Origin of the sequence: Micromonospora sp. LOL_013, from assembly GCF_048060315.1 — a bacterium.
In the GTDB taxonomy this organism is placed as follows: Bacteria; Actinomycetota; Actinomycetes; order Mycobacteriales; family Micromonosporaceae; genus Micromonospora_E.
The window spans coordinates 25675-43816 of the sequence record NZ_JBHMIQ010000007.1 but is presented as its reverse complement, the minus strand read 5'-3'; the positions used below and the strand labels follow the sequence as shown (position 1 = coordinate 43816).

Here is an 18142-nt window from a genome sequence, read left to right as displayed (position 1 = left end):
CCGGGTGCGCCAACAGGGTTACGACGCCGTTGAGCATGTCTGCGGCGGCGAGATACACCATCGACAATCCGCGCGATCCGAGGTGGCGGGAACTGTAGGCCCCGCATCAACGGGTGCGTCGAACTGTACGGCGATCACACAACATGATCACGGTGTCCCGCCGTAGCTGACCCCACCGGCGTGCTCGCCAAGGACGAAGACCCGGTCGCCCTGCTCACCACACTCACCTCGATCGGCCGCTGCCGACGCGACGACAGGCCGGGTTCGGCCAGGACAAGCCAGCAACGTCATGCCCTTCCGATGCATGGCGGCGAGGACTGCCTGACCCCGGAGGGACCGGCGGTGGTCAACAAATCGGCTCGGTGACCGCGGTTGGAGTGGTAGGCACTCGGAGGGATACCAGAGCGATGACGTTCGAGGATTATGTGGTGGCGCGTGGTCCAGCGCTGGTTCGCCTGGCGCGGCTGCTCACCGGTGACTCCCATCGCGCAGAGGACCTGGTACAGGAAGCCCTCGGCCGAGCGTACGCCCGATGGCGGTCGATCAGCCGGATGGACCGGCCGGACATCTATGTACGGCGCATCCTGGTGAACGTCAACTCGTCCTGGTGGCGACGCCGGTCCAGTCACGAAACACCGGTGACGTCGGAGCTGATGACCGCCGCGCTCGACCACTCGGCTGCGTGCCGGGTAAGCGGCGACATGGGCACCGCTGCCGCGAATCGTGTTGCCGTTCCAACTCGGCAACCTGCCGGACGGCACCCGGATGGTCCGCGCATCGGTGGGCTTCATCGACGGCCGGTACGCCGACGGAGGGGTCGTGCTGGAACGGGAAGGGAACGATCGGATGGAGGTGCAAGCTCAGTACGCGCTGGTCCGGTCGGGTAATGCTCGGCAGGCCAATCACGTGGTCGGTGAACGGCAGGCATTCCTGTACCCGGGCCGAGACGAGATGGAGTTGCTCGGTCTGCCGAACCTGGATCTCAGCGCCCGCATCGGCAAGGGCAACTACCAGGGCTTCAGCATCCAGGATGCCGACCTGATCCTTGATTCGGTGCAGGTGGCAACCAACGTGGGCAACCTCTCGACCTGGCCGCAGACCCTGATGCGCTGACGCCATGCCCCCTAGTGTGTACGCAATGTAACCCCAGGGATCGGAGGTACAGGTGCATCTTGATGCCAGAGGTGCATCAAGATGCACCTCTGGCATCAGGTCGGCGGAGACACCCTGCTCCCGGAGCAACCCGAGCGGCCAGGTCGGCCCAGGTCAGCCGGAGCGACCGGAGCAACGGTTCAGTCTTCGCTTTATTCATCAGCTGATGTACTGTCGCGGTCGTGGAGACGCTAACCTACGGGCAGGTGCTGGCGCGCTTCGGGCACGCCCTGTCCGACCCGGTCCGAGCCCGGCTGCTGCTGGCACTGCGCGACGGCCCGGGCTATCCCGCCGAGCTGGCCGACCTGCTCGGCACCAGCCGGCAGAACCTCTCCAACCACCTGGCCTGCCTGCGTGGCTGCGGCCTGGTCGTGGCGGTGCCCGAAGGCCGGCGGTCCCGCTACGAGCTGGCCGACCCCCGGCTCGCCCACGCCCTGGGCGACCTGCTCGGCCTGGTGCTGACCGTCGACCCGGCGGCCTGCCCGACCGCTGACACCGACGGCTGCTGCTGATGTCCGCCCAGCTGCCGCTCATCCCGATCGGCCCAACCCGACCGTCCGAACAGAACCAGCTGACCGGGCATGCCGGCCCGACCCGGCCGTCCGCCGCCCGGCAGGCGACGCTCGCCCGGCGAATCCGATGGTTCGTCGCCGCCACCATCGCCTACAACGTGATCGAGGCGATCGTCGCGATCAGCGCCGGCACCGTCGCCTCCTCCACCGCGCTCATCGGGTTCGGCCTCGACTCGGTGGTCGAGGTGGCCTCCGCCGCCGCGGTCGCCTGGCAGTTCACCGGCGCCGACCACAAACGCCGCGAACGCCGGGAACGCGCCGCGCTGCGGGTCATCGCCGTATCGTTCTTCGCCCTCGCCGGCTACGTCGGTGTCGAATCGGTACGGGCACTACTGGGCGCACACCGCCCGGACCACTCCACGGTCGGGCTGGTCCTCGCCGCGCTCTCCCTGGCGGTCATGCCGGTGCTCTCCACCGCGCAGCGTCGCGCCGGCCGGGAGCTCGGCTCGGCGTCGGCTGTCGCCGACTCGAAACAGACCCTGCTCTGCACCTATCTGTCCGCCGTCCTGCTCGTCGGGCTGGCGGTCAACTCGCTGTTCGGCTGGTGGTGGGCCGACCCGGCAGCCGCCCTCGTCATCGCCGCCGTCGCCGTCAAGGAAGGCCGGGAGGCCTGGCGCGGCGACACCTGCTGCTGCACGTCCTAACGGAGGAACAGTGATCGCCGGCTTCGCTCTCGTCCTCTACCTGGCCGCACTCGCCATCGCGTTCGGCTGGCGTAGCGTCGTCCAATGGCGGCGCACCGGTGACACCGGGCTGCGCCTGGACGCGGGACGGCCCGGCTCGCTGCGCTGGTGGGCGAAGCTGATGTTCGTCGTGGCACTGCTGCTCGCGGCCGCCGGCTCGGTCGCCGCCCTGGCCGGGCTCCCGCCGCTGACTCCGCTCGACCAGACCTGGATCCGGCTGGCCGGGACGGCCCTGGCCGTCGCGGGTGCCGGGCTGACCCTCGCCGCCCAGCACCAGATGGGGGCGTCATGGCGGGTCGGGGTCGACCCGGGTGAACTGACCGCTCTGGTCACCCACGGCCTGTTCGGGATCGTCCGCAACCCGATCTTCACCGCGATGGCGGCCAGCGTCGTCGGCCTCGCCGCCATGGTGCCGAACGCTGTCAGCCTCACCGCGGCCGCTGTACTGATCGTCTCGGTCCAGGTCCAGGTGCGGGCCGTCGAGGAGCCCTATCTGGTCGGTGTGCACGGCGAGGCGTGGACCCGGTACGCGGCCCGGGTCGGCCGGTTCCTGCCCGGCGTCGGCGCCTGGCGACTGCACTCGGGCTGAGCGCACCGTCGGACCGCGGTCGACCGGGTGGCTACCATCGCCGGGTGAATGAGGCAGCCGATGAGCGCAGGGCCGACCAGGGCGACACGGGCGGGCCGGGTGAGCAGCGGCGCGGCACGCTGTCGGTGGTGCCGACGCCGATCGGCAACCCGCGCGACATCACGCTGCGGGCGCTGGACGTGCTGCGTACCGCCGGGTTGGTCGCCGCCGAGGACACCCGGCGGGCCAGGCGGCTGCTCGACGCGCACGACATCGACGTCCGGGTGGTCAGCTGTTACGACCACAACGAGCAGGCCCGTACTGCCGAGTTGATCTCCGTGCTGAACGCCGGCACCGACGTCGCGTTGATCTCCGACGCCGGTACGCCGTTGGTCAACGACCCCGGCTACCTGGTGGTCGGGGCGGCGCTGGCCGACGGGCTGCGGGTCGACCCGCTACCCGGGGCGAGCGCCGCGCTGAGCGCCCTGGTCGGCTCCGGGCTGCCGGCCAACCGATTCCTGTACGTCGGGTTCCTGCCCCGCAAGTCGGCGGCGCGGCGCACCGCGTTGACCGAGCTCGCCCCGTTGTCCGCCACGTTGATCTTCTTCGAAGCGCCGCACCGGGTGGTGGAGATGCTCGCCGACGTACGCGAGGTGCTCGGCGACCGGCCAGCCGCGCTGGTGCGCAACCTGACCAAGTCGCGCGAGGAGTGGCTGCGCGGCCCGCTGTCCCAGGTGCACGCCGACCTGGCCGGCCGCGACGAGGTCAAGGGCGAGATCACCGTGGTGGTGGAGGGCATCCGGCGGCGTGAGTCGACCAACGGCGGCGGGGTCGGGGCCGGCGGCCTCGACCCGGACCGGGTGATCGAGTTGTTGCTCGGTGCGGGGCTGGACACCCGGACGGTACGGTCGTTGACCGGTCAGTTGACCGGGCTGGCCCGCAACGAGGTCTACGACCGGGTGTCGGCGTTGCGCCCGCGCTGAAGGCACCTGCATAGATCTATTGACATGCTCGAAACACGTTGAGAACATTCGAGTACTGCGGGTGGGAGCGCTCCCACCCGCTGCTTTCGATGCACGACCGCTGACGCGGCGCGCCGGGCAGAGAGCCTCGCCCGCGCCGCACGACCATCGGAAGGACCCGGCGTGTCGATACTCTCCCGACGGCGGACCGTTCCGCTCGCCGTCACCGCAGTGACGGCGCTGACCGCCACCGCACTCACCGCCGCTGTTCCTGCACACGCGCAGGACGAGGCACCCGAACAGATTGTCAACGGCACCTTCGACGACGGCCACGCCCCCTGGTGGGGCACCCCCAACATCACCCTCGACTCCAGCAGCCAGCAGCTCTGCGCCGACATCCCAGGTGGCACCGTCAACCCGTGGGACGTCATCATCGGCCAGGACAACGTCCCGCTGGTCGCCGGTGAGACGTACGAATACAAGTTCTTCGCCACGGCCACCCCAAACAAGGTGATCCGGGCGCTGATCCAACTGCCGGTCGACCCGTGGACCCAGTTCATGGCGGCCAACCCCGAGGTCAGCGTCTCCGGCAACAATTACACGTACACGTTCACCGCACCGACCGACCTGCCCGACGCCCAGGTCGCCTTCCAGGTCGGCGGCAGCGCCGACCCGTGGCGGCTGTGCCTCGACGACGTGTCGCTGCGCGGCGGCGCCGAACCGGAGGAGTACGTGCCGGACACCGGACCCCGGGTGCGGGTCAACCAGGTCGGCTACCTGCCGAAGGGGCCGAAGAACGCCACCCTCGTCACCGACGCCACCGACCCGCTGCCGTGGAAACTGTACGACTCAGGCGGCAAGGTCGTCGTCAACGGCAAGACCAAGCCGCACGGGCTGGACGAGTCCTCCGGGCAGAATGTCCACTCGATCACGTTCAGCCGCTTCGTCCGGCCCGGCACTGGTTACACCCTGGTCGCCGACGGCGAAACCAGCTTCCCGTTCGAGATCGGCACCAGCTTCTACACGCAGCTGCGCGCCGATGCGCTGAAGTTCTACTACACCCAGCGCAGCGGCATCGAGATCTCCGACGAGCTGCGCCCCGGGTACGGCCGCCCGGCCGGGCACGTCGGCGTCGCACCCAACCAGGGTGACCTGGCGGTGCCGTGCCAGCCCGGCGTCTGTGACTACACCCTGGACGTCTCCGGCGGCTGGTACGACGCCGGCGACCACGGCAAGTACGTGGTCAACGGTGGCATCTCCGTCTACCAGCTGATGAACGAGTACGAGCGGGCCCTGCGGGTGCACCGGGGCAAGCCGTGGCTGCAGCGCGACGGCGTGCTCGACCTGCCGGAGAGCGGCAACAAGCTGCCGGACATCCTCGACGAGGTGCGCTGGCAGCAGGAATTCCTGCTCAAGATGCAGGTCCCGGCCGGGCAGCCGCTGGCCGGCATGGCCCACCACAAGATCCACGACGCGGCGTGGACCGGCCTGCCGCTGCTGCCGCACCTCGACTCCCAGCTGCGCGAGCTGCACCCGCCGTCGACCGCCGCCACGCTCAACCTGGCGGCCACCGCCGCCCAGGCGGCGCGGGTGTTCAAGCCGTACGACGAGGCCTTCGCCGGCCGCAACCTGGACGCGGCCCGCACCGCGTGGGCGGCGGCCAAGGCCAACCCGCAGATGTACGCCGACCCGGCCGACGCCATCGGCGGCGGCCCCTACGACGACACCGACGTCACCGACGAGTTCTACTGGGCGGCGGCCGAGCTGTACCTGACCACCGGGGAGCGCGAGTTCCGCGACTTCGTGCTCGCCTCGCCGCACCACACCGGTGACATCTTCCAGGAGGGCGCCTTCGGCTGGCAGTGGACCGCTCCGCTGGGCCGGATGGCGCTGGCCACGACCCCGAACAGCCTGCCGGGCTGGTGGCAGGTGCGGGCGTCGGTGATCGAGGCGGCCGACCGCTACCTGGCCACGCTCGATGCCCACCCGTACGGTATCCCGTACGCCCCGGTCGGCAACCTCTACGACTGGGGTTCGAACAGCGTCATCGTCAACAACGCGATCGTGATCGCCACCGCGTACGACCTGACCGGTAAGGAGAAGTACCGCGACGGGGTGCTGCAGACGATGGACTACATCTTCGGCCGCAACGCGCTGAACATCTCCTACGTCACCGGCTACGGCACGGTCTCGTCGCAGAACCAGCACTCCCGCTGGTACGCCCGCCAGCTCAACCCCGAGCTGCCGAACCCGCCGCGCGGCACGCTCGCCGGTGGTCCGAACTCGTCGATCCAGGACCCGGTGGCGCAGCGGCTGCTGACCGGCTGCGCGCCGCAGTTCTGCTACGTCGACGACATCGAGTCCTGGGCCACCAACGAGCTGACCATCAACTGGAACGCCCCGCTGTCCTGGATCGCGGCCTTCATCGCCGACCAGGGCCGCGGCTGACCGCCACCGCCCCGGCGCCGTACGGGTTGGCGCCGGGGCGGTGGCGGTCAGAACATGTAGGTCCGGGCGACGGTCACCAGTTCGCTGGTGTGTGAACCGGCCACCCCGACCCCGGTCGGCCGGGGGGTGAAGCCGGGCAGGTCCGCCAGGCCGTCGCTGCCGTCGGCCACCCGCACCCGGACCGGGCCGGTGGCGGCGTTCGCGCCGTCGCCGGCCCGCAGCACCAGCACGACCTCCAGCCCCTGCGGCGGCGGGGCGTGGAACACCGTCCCGAAGCTCCAGCCGTCACCGGACGAGGTGCCGGTCGACTCGACCGGCACCTCCCGGCCGGCGACCGTCGCCGACACCACCTCGGGCCCGCCGGCCGCCACGTGCAGCCCCACCAGCCGGACCGGCCGCTGCTGCAGCAGGCGCAACCGCAGGGTCCGCCGCCCGTCGGCGGCCACCCCGCTGTCGTCGAGCAGGTCCAGCGCCGGCGCCGGCAGGTCCGCCGCCTCGGCCGGCCCGGTACCCAGTGGATGGTCGCCGATCAGCGGAAACTCGTCCGCCACCGACGCGGTCCGGTCGACGTACCCGGCGGTCCACGGCTGCGGTCGGGTTTCCCAGCTCAACCAGCGGGCCTCGCCGGTGTCGGTGTCCAACGCGTACATCAGCTGGGTCGGCACCGGATGGTCGGTGTCGAACCGGTCCACGGCGAGGCCGACCACGGCCAGCACCAGCGCGGCGAGCCCGGCGGCGACCGCCGGCACCGGACCGGCCCGACGGGCCCGGACGGCGGCGACGCCGCGCTGCCCGCCGGCCTGTGGCAGCAGCAGGTCCAGCACCGGCAGCCCGGCCAGCGCCAGCAGCGTCGCGACGAACGCGGCGGCCGCGGCCAGGCCCATGCCCAGCGCCGGGAAGAGCAGTACCACCGTCGGTGCCAGCAACAGCACGCCGACCGTCGCCCCGGCGGCCAGCGCCACCACCGGCCACGGGCCGGTGATCCGCAGCGACAGGGCGACCAGGCAGCCGGCCGTGCCGGCCAGGGCCGGCAGCGTCGCCAGGTAGGACCCGCCGGGGGCGAGGGCGGCGAGCAGCAGACCGAGCAGGGCAAGCCAGGCCAGCCCGCCGACGGCCAGCGCCGCCGGACCGACCCGCCGGCGCAGCAGCGCGTACCAGGTGAGAATCACCGCCGCGGTCAGCGCCAGCACCGCCAGCCGGTACGGCACCGGCCGGTACGGGTCGAGCAGGTCGGCGTACTCCGGCCGAAGCCGGACCACGACGGTCCACAGCAGCTGCGCGGCGACCGGCGCGGCGACCAGCGGGATCGCCGCCAACCCGAACCCGGCGGCGAGCCTCGGCCAGTCGGCCCGGCCGCGTCGCCGGGTCGCCCAGGCCAGTACGCCGACCGCGACGGCGGCCAGCACCGCCAACGGCCAGGTGAGCGCGCCGGGGTAGCGGGCCAGCCCGAGCGGGGTGGGAAAGTAGGTGGCGTCGGAGTCGGCGGACAGCGCCGGGATGTCCGCCACGCCGAATCCGCGGGCCAGCCCGAGGGTGTTGTCGCCGTGGTGCTGCAGGCTGGCCAGGTCCATCGACGCGGGGGTGTCCTGCGGGGTGTGGTAGATGGCCGATCCGTCGATGTACGCCGAGTTCAGCCCGGCGAAGCCGGCGTCCAGGAACGGGGTGAAGTCGGTGTCGTTGGGCAGCAGCCGGTAGACCTCGACGGCGAACGACGTGCCGATCGGGTGCGGGGCGGCGCGGCCGAACACGTCGACCAGGGCGGCGTTGTCGCGGGACGTCTCGAAGGTGACCACCGGCCCGCCGCTGCCCCGCGCCTCCAGGTTGAGCACCACGGTGTCGTCGGCGTCGGCCAGCGGATGCCCGGCGACGAACGCCGCCGCCCCGCACAGGCATGCCTCCTCGGCGTCGGTGAACAGCAGCACGACGTCGTTGCGCGGCCGGTCACCTTCGGTGATGGCGCGGGCCACTTCCAGCAGGGTGCCGACGCCGGCGCCGTCGTCGTTTGCACCCGGACTGACCTGGACCGAGTCGTAGTGGGTGACCAGCACGATCCGTCCGGTCGGGTCGGTCCCCGGGATCTGGGCGACCACGTTGCGTACCCGGGCCAGGGTTGCGCCGCTGGCCGCGCCGCTGAGCTGCCCGGCCTCGGCGCCGATCGCGTCCTGCGTCTGCGGGGCCAGCCCCAGCCCGGTCAGCGTGTCGACCAGGTAGTCGCGGACCTCGTCGTTGGCGGCGCTGCCGGTCGGGTGGGGCCGCTGGGCGATCCGTTCGATGTGCCGGTGGGCCCGGTCGGCGCTGAACTCGGTGGCCGGCGCGTCGACGCCGCGCGGCGCGGGTGGGCGCAGGTCGACCAGCGCGGCGGCGGCCACCAGGCCGAGGGCGGCCAGCGCGGCGAGCGCGGCGGCCGGCCGGCGTCGGGGCCGGGCGAACGCCCGGTGGGCGGCGGCGAGAGGTACGCCCATGGTGCTCTCCTGCGCTGGGTGGGTAAGGGTGGCTACATCCTGCCCAATCTGGGCCGGGCGGGTCACCGGGCATCGGCCGGGTGGCCTAGTTTGTGCAAGTGCTTGCTGTTGTGTGCCTTGTTCGGCTGGGAGACGATCAGCGGGTCATCGAGAAGGAGCTCACCATCGACACTCACCTGGCGCGGCGGCGGACCGGCAGCAGGCCGACATGACCGGTTCGTCACTCGTTCCGCCCCGTTCCGATCCTCGGCCCGAGCCGGGCCCGCCGGTGGCTGTCGCATCGACGGAGCGGCTGCGGGTGCTGCTGGTCGAGGACGACGAGGGCGACGCGTTCCTGGTCGGCGAGTTGCTGGCGGAGGCGCAGGCGGCGGTTGACCTGGTGGTGGCGAACAGCCTGAACCAGGCCCGGGAGCGGATTGCCGGGGTCGACTGCGTCCTGCTCGATCTGGGGCTGCCGGACGCGCAGGGGCTGGACGGTCTGCGCCGGGTGCTCGGCGTGGCCGGCCGGGCGGCGGTCTGCGTGCTCACCGGCCGTCAGGATGAGCACCTCGGCATCGGCGCGGTCGGCGAAGGCGCCCAGGACTACCTGGTCAAGGGTCAGGTCGACGGGGTACTTCTGAGCCGGGCACTGCGGTACGCCGTGGAGCGTAAGCGGGCCGACGAAAACGCCCGCCGGCTGCGTGAGGTCGAGCTGCGGCAGGCCGAGTCGGCCCGGCTGGAGCGCGGTCTGCTGCCGCAGCCGCTGATGGACACCGACGAGGTGTCGGTGCACACCTTCTACCGGCCGGGTCGGCACGCCGCGCTGATCGGCGGGGACTTCTTCGACGTGGTGCAGACCACCCCGGAGCGGATCGACCTGATCGTCGGCGATGTCTGCGGGCACGGCGCCGACGAGGCCGCGCTCGGCGTCGAGCTGCGGGTCGCCTGGCGGGCGCTGGTGCTCGCCGGGGTGGCCGACGACGCGGTGCTGCCGGCGCTGGAGCAGGTGCTGATGAGCGAGCGCCGGCTGCGGGAGATCTTCGCGACGGTGGCCGCCGTCCGGCTGGACCTGGTTGCGAACCGAGCAACTGTACGGTTGGCGGGACATCCGCCGCCGCTGCTGTTCCGCCACGGTCAGGTCGCGCCGGTACCCGCCCCGGGCGGTCTGCTGCTCGGCGTCCACCCCCGCCCGCCCCGCGCCTTCGATGTGGAGTTCGACGCCGATGAGTGGTCCCTGTTGATGTACACCGACGGTCTGATCGAGGGGCGGCTCGGTGACTCCGACGAACGGCTGGACGTGGCCGGGCTGCAGCGGTTGATGGCCGAGCCGGCGGCCCGGGACGTCCCGCTGCCGGCGCTGCCCGGCTGGCTGGTCGGCCGAGCCGAGGAGATCAACGGCGGCCCGCTCGCCGACGACGTGGCGATGCTGCTGGTCAGCCGGGGCGGTGGCCGGTGACCGCTGCTGCGGCTCAGGCCGGGATGTCCCCGGCCAGCCGGCTGACGCTACGCACCCGGGTGACGCTGCTCTGTGTCGTGGTGGGCGGACTGCTGGCGGCCCTGGCCGGCGGCGCGGCGCTGGTCGCCCGGGCCAACCAGGATCACATCGACACCATGCTCACCAAGATCGGCCCGCTGCGGACCGACGCGGAGAGCCTGTTGACCGTGCTGGTCGACCAGGAGACCGGGGTACGTGGCTACGCGGTGTCCGGTGATCCGGCCGATCTCGCACCGTACCGGCAGGGGGCGGCGCAGGAACGGCAGCTGATCGACCACATGCTGAGTCTGATCGCCGAGGACGATCCGCTGCGCGGCCAGATCGAGGCCATCGCCGACCAGGCACGGCAGTGGCGTGACCTGGTCGCCGAGCCGGCGATCGCTGCGGTCGAGTCCGACGGGACCGACGCCGGGCAGGCGCTGCTCGGCGACGCCGCCCGGGAACGGTTCGACGAGCTACGGGCCGACGTCGACCAACTGCAGGCGGACATCCTGACGGTCCGGGACCGGGTCGCGGCGAACGCCCGGAGCACCAGTCGGACCCTGGCCGGCTTGCTGGCCGTGGCGGCGGCGGTGGTGGTCCTGGCCGGGGTGGTCCTGCTGATGTCGCTGAACCGCCTGGTGATCGGCCCGGTCACCGGTCTCGCCGCGCAGGTGCGGCAGGTGGCCAACGGCGAGTACCACCGGGACATCGCCAACATCGGTCCACCGGAGCTGGCCGCGCTGGCCAGCGACGTGGACGGCATGCGACGCAAGATCGCCGCCGATCTGGCCGAGGTGCGGCAGGCCCGGGAGCAGGTCGAGCAGGTGAACGGCCAGCTGCAGAAGCAGGCCGAGGAGCTGGTCCGGTCCAACCGTGACCTGGAGCAGTTCGCCTACGTGGCGTCGCACGACCTGCAGGAGCCGTTGCGCAAGGTGGCCAGCTTCTGCCAGTTGCTGCAGCGCCGGTACGCCGGTCAGTTGGACGCCCGCGCTGACCAGTACATCGCGTTCGCGGTCGACGGCGCGCAACGCATGCAGCGGCTGATCAACGATCTGCTGGCGTTCTCCCGGATCGGCCGGGTGACCTCCGGTTTCACCGACGTCGACCTGAACAAGGTGATGACCGAGGTGGCCGGTCAGACGGAGGCGAGCCGGGAGTACGCCGACGGCGAGCTGACCTGGTCGCAGCTGCCGGTGATCTCCGGCGAAGAGCCGCTGCTGACGAACCTGCTGGTCAACCTGGTGAGCAACGCGTTCAAGTTCCGTCAGCCGCAGGTACCGCCCCGGGTGGAGATCTCCGCCCGTGAGCTGGCCGGCGAGTGGGAGATCACCTGCCGGGACAACGGCATCGGGATCGAGCCCGAGTTCGCCGACAAGATTTTCGTGATCTTCCAGCGGCTGCACTCCAAGGACGCCTACCCGGGCACCGGGATCGGGCTGGCGATCGGCAAGAAGATCGTCGAGTACCACGGCGGCCGAATCTGGGTGGACACCCAGGTCGACCAGGGTGCGGCGATTCGTTTTACGCTTCCGGTGACCGCCCGCCCGGACCCGGTGTCCGCCGCGTCGGCCGACGGCGGCAACGAGAAGGAGGCGAGCGTGTGATGACCGAACCGGACGGCAAGAGCCCGATAGAGGTGCTGCTGGTCGAGGACGATCCGGGTGACGTGCTGATGACCCAGGAGGCGTTCGAGGAGCACAAGGTCCGTAACCGGCTGACCGTCGTCTCGGATGGTGCCGAGGCCCTGGCCTATCTGCGTAGGGAGGGCAAGCACGCCGACGCGGTGCTGCCCGACCTGATCCTGCTCGACCTGAATCTGCCCCGACGGGACGGCCGTGAGGTCCTCGAGGAGATAAAGAAGGACGAGGAGCTGTGCCGGATCCCGGTGGTGGTGCTCACCACCTCGCAGGCCGACGAGGACATCCTGCGTTCCTACCAGCTGCACGCGAACGCGTACGTGACAAAGCCGGTGGACTTCGAGCGGTTCATCGCGGTGATTCGGCAGATCGACGAGTTCTTCGTCAGCGTGGTGAAGCTGCCCCCGCGCGGCTGACACATGATCGACGAGGTGGGTGAGCTGCTGCGGGAGGCGGCGGCGCGGGCGGTGCTGCCCTGGTTCAACCGGCTGTCCGCCGAGCACATCGCCGAGAAGGCCCCAGGTGATCTGGTCACCGTGGCCGACCAGCAGGCCGAGGAGGTCATCGCGGCCGGGCTGCGTCGGCTGGCGCCGGGTTCGGTGGTGGTCGGTGAGGAGGCGGTCGCCGTCGATCCGCGGCTGCTGCGTCGGCTGGGTGACGCCGGCCGGGTCTGGCTGGTCGACCCGATCGACGGTACGGCGAACTACGCGGCCGGTCGTCGGCCGTTCGTGATGATGGTGGCTCTGCTCGCCGGGGGTGAGCCGGTGGCGAGCTGGATTCTCGATCCGGTGGCCGGGTCGCTGGTGTCCGCCGAGCGTGGGTCCGGTTGCTGGGTGGACGGGGTGCGGCTGGCACCGCCGTCGACCATGCCGCCGGTGGGCCGGCTGCGTGGGGCGGTGCCGCTGGAGTATCTGCCGGTGCCCGTGCGGGCCGCTGTGGAGGCCGGCGGTGACCGGGTGGGTGCGGTGCTACCGGGGCAGCGCTGCGCCGGTCGGGAGCACTGGGACATCGCCGCCGGGGAGCAGGACTTCGCGGTGTTCTGGCGGACCCTGCCGTGGGATCACGTGCCGGGCACGTTGCTGGTGCGGGAGACCGGTGGGGTGGCGATGCGGCTGGATGGCAGCCCGTACGACTTCACCGACGACCGGTCGGGGCTGCTGGTGGCCCGGACCGACGCGGCCTGGCAGGAGGTACGGGCGGCGCTGCTGCCGGCCGGGTGATCAGCTGCCCCTGGTTGGATGCTCCGGGGCGGTCGGCTGGTCCGGGTCAGCCGGCTGCCAGTCGACGGCGAGGCTCTCCCGGGCGCCGGCGCGTTCCAGATGCTCGCCGACGAGGTACTCCACTCGGGCGAGCCCGATATCGTCGTCGCTGTCGGCGTGCAGCCGGAGACTTTCGTCGGCGGCGTCGATTCGGCAGGTGCCGAAGCCGAAGTCGATCAGCCCCTGGTCGGCGGTCCATTTGACCGGTACGGCCGTCGCGAAGTGTTCGCACAGCCGGGTCAGGTGGCGCCGCGACCGTGGGGTCCGGACGTGAGCCTCGGAACGTGGCACCAGAATCCTCACAGAAACTGTGGATAAGGTTAGGCTAGCTTAATTCATTGCACCCTGCGGCACCGCCGGGATGACTGTGCGACACGCCAACTGTCACGATCCGTGATCGTGCTGATTTTGCGTGATGAGTTCATTGCTGGCGGTAATAGTTGAGACTCGACTGCGCTCCATCTGCATGATGTGGTAATGCACTCGACGCGCCGGTGTCCCAGTGGTGACGGTGAAATCCGGTAAGCTGTGCCCGGTTTACGGACCGCGACCCGACAAAGTGATCCAGGAGGACGCGACTGTGGTCGGCACGACGGAATTCCGACGGCGCTCTGGTGTGGCGACGTCACTCGTTGCGCTGGTCACCGCGATCGCGCTGGTGATCGGCGCGCCGGTCGCCTCGGCCGCGCCCGACGCGCCGGACGAAGGCGACAACAAGAGCCTGCGCGAGGTCCTGGAAGCCGCTTCCAAGGGGCACATCGAGGCGAAGGCCAAGCTGGACAACTCCAAGAAACGCCAGAAGGAGCTGACCGCCCAGTACGACGCCGTACAGGAGCGGCTCGTCTCGCTCACCGACGAGGTCGGGCTGATGGCGGCCGAGTCCTACCGGGTGGGGCGACTGACCTCGGTCACCATGTTGCTGAACAGCGCCTCCCCGGCCGACATGCTGGACCGCGCCGCCGGGCTGGAGGTGATGGCCCAGCGGGAGGGCCGCAACCTGCGGGCCCTCACCGAAGCTCACGAGCAGGCCGCCCGGGCCAAGGCCGCGATCGACAACGAGGTACGGGAGCAGGAAAAGCAGGTCGCCATCATGGCCCGCAAGAAGCAGGACGCCGAGCGCGCCCTGGCGGCCGTCGGCGGCCAGTCCAGCGGCGGATTCGTCAGCACCACCTCGGCCGCCGCCAAACCCGCGCCCCGCAACTCCGACGGCTCCTGGCCCTCCGAGTCCTGCAACGTCGACGACCCGACCACCTCCGGCTGCATCACCCCGCGCACCCTGCACGCCTTGAACCAGGCGAAGTCCGCCGGTTTCACCCGGTACGTCTCCTGCTTCCGCAACGGTGGCAGCGGCGAGCACCCCAAGGGCCGGGCCTGCGACTTCTCCGCCGAAACCGGCGGCTTCCAGAACCGCGCCGCCACCGGTGGCAACCGCACGTACGGCAACAATCTCGCCAGCTACTACATCAACAACGCCGACCGGCTCGGTGTGCTCTACGTCATCTGGTACCGGCAGATCTGGATGCCCGGCACCGGTTGGCGGTCGTACAACGGCGGCGGCAGCCCGGCCGGCGACCACACCAACCACGTGCATCTGTCGATGCTCTGAACCAACCACGCACATCTGTCGATGCTCTGAAGCACCCGCCCTGCATCCCGCTCGACCGCCCGTCGGGCGGCGGGCGGGGTGCGTACCATCACAGCGATGGACTCGCCACCACCGGCCACGCCGCTGCGGCCCGGCCTGGCCGCCGCGCTGGTCTTCGTCTCCAGCGGCGCTGTACTGGTGCTGGAGATCGTCGCGCTGCGGCTGGTCGGGCCGTACATCGGGGTGACTCTGCAGACCAACAGCGCGGTGATCGGCGTCGCGCTGGCCGCGATCGCCTACGGCACCTGGATCGGTGGCCGGATCGCCGACCGGCGCGACCCCCGCCCGCTGCTGCCGGCCGCGCTGGTCCTCGCCGGGATCACCACCGCGATTACCCTCCCGCTGGTGCGGTACGCCGGTGAACTGCTGCGCGGCAGCGCCGTGGTGGGCATCCTGCTGCTCACCATGGTGGCCATCGTGCTGCCGGCCGCGCTGCTGTCGGCGGTCACCCCACTGGTGATCAAACTGCAGCTCGGCGACCTGAACCGCACCGGCGAGGTGGTCGGCAAGCTGTCCAGCATCGGTACGCTCGGCGCGATCACCGCCACCCTCGGCACCGGCTTCTTCCTGGTCGCCACGCTACCCAGCAGCGTGATCATGATGGCGCTGGCGCTGCTGCTCGGCGGCAGCGGTATCGCCCTCGGGGTGTATCTGCACCGCACCCGGCCACCCACCGCCACCGCCACCGCCACCGCCACCACCGCCACCGGCGGCGGCGCGGACGGCGGCGCAGCGCCCGGCGGCCGGGCCGGCACCGCCACGCGGTCCGCCGTCGCCGTGATCGGGCTGCTCGCCGTCGGCCTCGCCGTTGCCGCACCCGACCCGTGCGACGTGGAAACCGAGTACCACTGCGCCACCGTCCAGGCCGACCCGGACCGCGACTCCGGCCGGCTGCTGCTGCTCAACTCGGCCCGCCACTCGTACGTGGACCTCGACGACCCCACCCACCTGGAGTTCGCCTACACCAAGTGGATCGGCGCCGCTCTCGACGTGACCGCCCCACCCGGGGAACCGCTCGACGCGCTGCACCTCGGCGGCGGCGGCTTCACCATGCCCCGGTACCTCGCCGCCACCCGGCCGGGCACCCGCAACACCGTCTACGAGATCGACGGTGGACTGGTCGACCTGGGCGTGCGGGAGCTCGACGTACAGCCGGGTCCCGACCTGGCCGTGGTGGTCGGCGACGCCCGGATCCTGGTCACCGACCTGCCCACGGACAGCGTCGACGTGGTCGTCGGGGACGCGTTCGGGCACCTGGTCGTGCCCTGGCACCTGGCCACCCGGGAGATGGCCGCCGAGATTCGCCGGGTGATCCGACCGGGCGGCAGCTACCTGCAGAACGTGATCGACTACCCGCCGCTGCGGTTCATCCAGGCCGAGGTGGCCACCGTCGCGGCCGAGTTCCCCGAGGTGGCGCTGATCACCCGGCCGGGGGCGCCGACCCGGCTCAGCGGGAGCAACTTCGTCATCCTCGCCGCCGACCGGCCGCTGCCGTTGGACGAGGTACGGGCCCGGTTGACCGCTTCGGTCGGCGCCGAGTTCGATCTGCTCGCCGGGGACGAGCTGACCGATTTCGTGGCCGGCGCGCAGCCGCTCACCGACGACTATGCCCCGGTCGACCAGCTGCTCGTCGCCCCCTGACGCGTTTCCGCAGGTGTAGGTCGGGCCAGATCGGGCAACTCGGGAGTCATGGGTGGGGTGGCGAACGACTGCGGGCAACTGCTCGGTGACCGGTACCGGCTGATCGAACGGCTCGGCACCGGCGGGACCTCGGTGGTCTGGCGCGGCTACGACGAGATCCTCGACCGGCAGGTCGCGATCAAGGTCCTCGCCCCGCAGTACGCCCCGGACCAGGTGTTCCGCCACCGGATCCGGGTGGAGGCGCAGGCCGCCGCCCGACTGTGCCACCCGCACATCACCAACGTCTACGACTACGGCGAAGCCGTCCGGGACGAAGCCACCCTGCCGTACGTGGTGATGGAACTGGTCGACGGCGAGTCGCTGGCGACCCGGCTGCGCCGGGAACACATCCTGTCCTGGCGGGACGCGGTGGTGGCCTGCGCCGAGGTCGCCTCGGCGCTGGCCGCCGCGCACGCCACCGGCGTCGTCCACCGCGACGTCACCCCGGCCAACGTCATGCTGACCAGCACCGGAGCAAAGGTCGTCGACTTCGGCATCTCCGCGTTGGCCGGCGAGAGCGACGTCGGCCCGGACGGCAACCTGCTCGGCACCCCGGCATACCTGGCGCCGGAGCGCCTCAACAGCGGCCAGGTCTCCCCGGCCACCGACGTGTACGCCGTCGGCCTGCTGCTCTACCGCTCACTCACCGGCCGGCTGCCCTGGCAGGCCGCGAGCGTGACCCAGATGCTGCGGGCACACCTGCACACCGTGCCCGACCCGATGCCGCCGGTCGCCGGACTGCCGGCGGAGGTGGTCGACCTCACCCTGCGGTGCCTGGCCAAATGTCCGGCGGACCGGCCGACCAGCGAGGAGGTGGCGAAGACGTTGGCGGCAGCCGTCGGGGTCGCCGCCGGGCTGTCGCCGTCGATGGTGACGCCGCTGCCGAACCGGCCGGGCTCCGCCACCGACGGCGCCACCGACGGCGGCCCGTCACCCGTCGGCGTCGACGTCACCTGCGGGCTGGAGGTCACCGGGCTGGATCTGCCGGTCGCGACCGGCATCGGCCGGCGGCGCCGGCTGCGGACCTCGTGGGTGCAGCGCCGGGCGGAAGCCGTGGTGATCGGGGTCGGCCTGATGATGCTCACCGCCCTGGTCTGGGCCGGAGCCGGTGCCACGCCCGCCACCGACCGATTCCGCGAGGCGGTGGCCGCGCCGCCGGACTTCGGGCTCGCCGCCCAGTCCTCGGCGCCCTGCCGGGTCGAATACACGGTGCGCGGCGACTCCGGGCGGGAGTTCGTCGCTGCGGCCACCGTCACCAACACCGGGTCCGCCGAGCTGACCGACTGGTCGCTGCGCTTCACCTTCCCCGGCACCCAGCGGCTCACCGCGGTGCGGGGCGGACAGTGGGAGCAGCAGGGCGACGACGTACGGCTGCGGCCCGCGGCCCACGCCGCCACCCTGGCCCCGGGGGCGACCACGCAGCTCCAGCTGGCCGGTGACTACGACGGGGTCAACACGCTGCCGCTGGAATTCCACCTCGACGAGCTGATCTGCGACGTGTCTGTCGCGGCGGTCGCCGGACAGGCGGCGGGCACGACGACCGAGCTGCTGGAAACGGCGACCGGTCAGCCCGCCACCGACCCGTCCCCGGCGCGGTCGGCCACCGGTGGGCGGTAGG

Annotated in this window: 16 protein-coding genes and 1 pseudogene; 15 read left to right on the top strand and 2 right to left on the bottom strand. The window is 71.4% G+C overall.

The annotated features are described in order from the left end of the window. The first annotated feature begins 180 nt into the window (after positions 1–180). The 8 genes and pseudogenes from ACFHWS_RS06735 to ACFHWS_RS06700 all read left to right on the top strand — a co-directional run bounded on the left by ACFHWS_RS06735 (position 181) and on the right by ACFHWS_RS06700 (position 6385). Positions 181–366: a hypothetical protein gene (locus ACFHWS_RS06735; protein WP_416551199.1), complete on the top strand. Its 186-nt coding sequence runs from the start codon at positions 181–183 to the stop codon at positions 364–366. A 41-nt stretch (positions 367–407) separates the two neighbouring features. Further along, positions 408–611 (top strand): annotated as a pseudogene (locus tag ACFHWS_RS06730) (sigma factor); the annotation flags it as partial. 112 nt (positions 612–723) lie between these two features. Further along, positions 724–1113, top strand: coding sequence for a hypothetical protein (locus ACFHWS_RS06725; RefSeq protein WP_416567864.1), 390 nt, complete (start codon positions 724–726; stop codon positions 1111–1113). A 221-nt stretch (positions 1114–1334) separates the two neighbouring features. Further along, the gene (locus ACFHWS_RS06720) at positions 1335–1664 is read left to right on the top strand and encodes an ArsR/SmtB family transcription factor (protein ID WP_278173557.1); all 330 of its coding nucleotides are present in this window, start codon (positions 1335–1337) and stop codon (positions 1662–1664) included. Next, positions 1664–2368 carry a cation transporter gene (locus ACFHWS_RS06715; protein WP_416551201.1) on the top strand — a complete coding sequence of 235 codons (705 nt, stop codon included), beginning with the start codon at positions 1664–1666 and terminating at the stop codon, positions 2366–2368. The genes ACFHWS_RS06720 and ACFHWS_RS06715 overlap by 1 nt, the downstream gene beginning before the upstream one ends. Before the next feature lie 13 nt (positions 2369–2381). Next, a complete protein-coding gene (locus ACFHWS_RS06710; protein ID WP_416567863.1) occupies positions 2382–2996 on the top strand; it encodes a methyltransferase family protein in 615 nt (204 codons plus the stop codon). A gap of 44 nt (positions 2997–3040) precedes the next feature. Continuing rightward, entirely contained in the window at positions 3041–3958 is a 918-nt protein-coding gene (rsmI, locus tag ACFHWS_RS06705) for a 16S rRNA (cytidine(1402)-2'-O)-methyltransferase (RefSeq protein ID WP_416567831.1), read from the top strand. Positions 3959–4120: 162 nt separating this feature from the next. Beyond that, entirely contained in the window at positions 4121–6385 is a 2265-nt protein-coding gene (locus ACFHWS_RS06700; RefSeq protein ID WP_416551205.1) for a glycoside hydrolase family 9 protein, read from the top strand. Between the two features lie 47 nt (positions 6386–6432). Here ACFHWS_RS06700 and ACFHWS_RS06695 read toward each other — a convergent pair whose 3' ends face one another. After that, the gene (locus ACFHWS_RS06695) at positions 6433–8847 is read right to left on the bottom strand and encodes a M28 family peptidase (protein ID WP_416567830.1); all 2415 of its coding nucleotides are present in this window, start codon (positions 8845–8847) and stop codon (positions 6433–6435) included. Between the two features lie 208 nt (positions 8848–9055). Between ACFHWS_RS06695 and ACFHWS_RS06690 the strand changes: the two genes are divergently transcribed. From ACFHWS_RS06690 to ACFHWS_RS06675, 4 genes are read left to right on the top strand one after another with little or no spacing between them, the layout of a single operon-like run. Continuing rightward, positions 9056–10282 carry a PP2C family protein-serine/threonine phosphatase gene (locus ACFHWS_RS06690; protein WP_416551207.1) on the top strand — a complete coding sequence of 409 codons (1227 nt, stop codon included), beginning with the start codon at positions 9056–9058 and terminating at the stop codon, positions 10280–10282. 23 nt (positions 10283–10305) lie between these two features. Next, positions 10306–11907 (top strand): sensor histidine kinase, encoded by a 1602-nt coding sequence (locus tag ACFHWS_RS06685; RefSeq protein ID WP_416551398.1) that lies wholly within the window; start codon positions 10306–10308, stop codon positions 11905–11907. After that, positions 11907–12356: a response regulator gene (locus ACFHWS_RS06680; protein WP_416551208.1), complete on the top strand. Its 450-nt coding sequence runs from the start codon at positions 11907–11909 to the stop codon at positions 12354–12356. Before ACFHWS_RS06685 ends, ACFHWS_RS06680 begins: the two co-directional genes overlap by 1 nt. Positions 12357–12359: 3 nt before the next feature. Beyond that, the gene (locus tag ACFHWS_RS06675; protein ID WP_416551209.1) at positions 12360–13160 is read left to right on the top strand and encodes an inositol monophosphatase family protein; all 801 of its coding nucleotides are present in this window, start codon (positions 12360–12362) and stop codon (positions 13158–13160) included. Here ACFHWS_RS06675 and ACFHWS_RS06670 read toward each other — a convergent pair whose 3' ends face one another. Continuing rightward, the gene (locus tag ACFHWS_RS06670) at positions 13161–13490 is read right to left on the bottom strand and encodes a DUF2218 domain-containing protein (RefSeq protein ID WP_416551210.1); all 330 of its coding nucleotides are present in this window, start codon (positions 13488–13490) and stop codon (positions 13161–13163) included. Positions 13491–13815: 325 nt separating this feature from the next. On the opposite strand from ACFHWS_RS06670, the gene ACFHWS_RS06665 reads away from it, so the two are divergent. The 3 genes from ACFHWS_RS06665 (at position 13816) to ACFHWS_RS06655 (ending at position 18141) form a co-directional block, all read left to right on the top strand. Further along, the gene (locus ACFHWS_RS06665) at positions 13816–14805 is read left to right on the top strand and encodes a coiled-coil domain-containing protein (RefSeq protein WP_416551211.1); all 990 of its coding nucleotides are present in this window, start codon (positions 13816–13818) and stop codon (positions 14803–14805) included. 96 nt (positions 14806–14901) lie between these two features. Continuing rightward, positions 14902–16485: a fused MFS/spermidine synthase gene (locus tag ACFHWS_RS06660; RefSeq protein WP_416567829.1), complete on the top strand. Its 1584-nt coding sequence runs from the start codon at positions 14902–14904 to the stop codon at positions 16483–16485. A 48-nt stretch (positions 16486–16533) separates the two neighbouring features. Then, positions 16534–18141: a protein kinase domain-containing protein gene (locus tag ACFHWS_RS06655; RefSeq protein ID WP_416551213.1), complete on the top strand. Its 1608-nt coding sequence runs from the start codon at positions 16534–16536 to the stop codon at positions 18139–18141. The last annotated feature ends 1 nt before the right edge of the window (position 18142 follow it).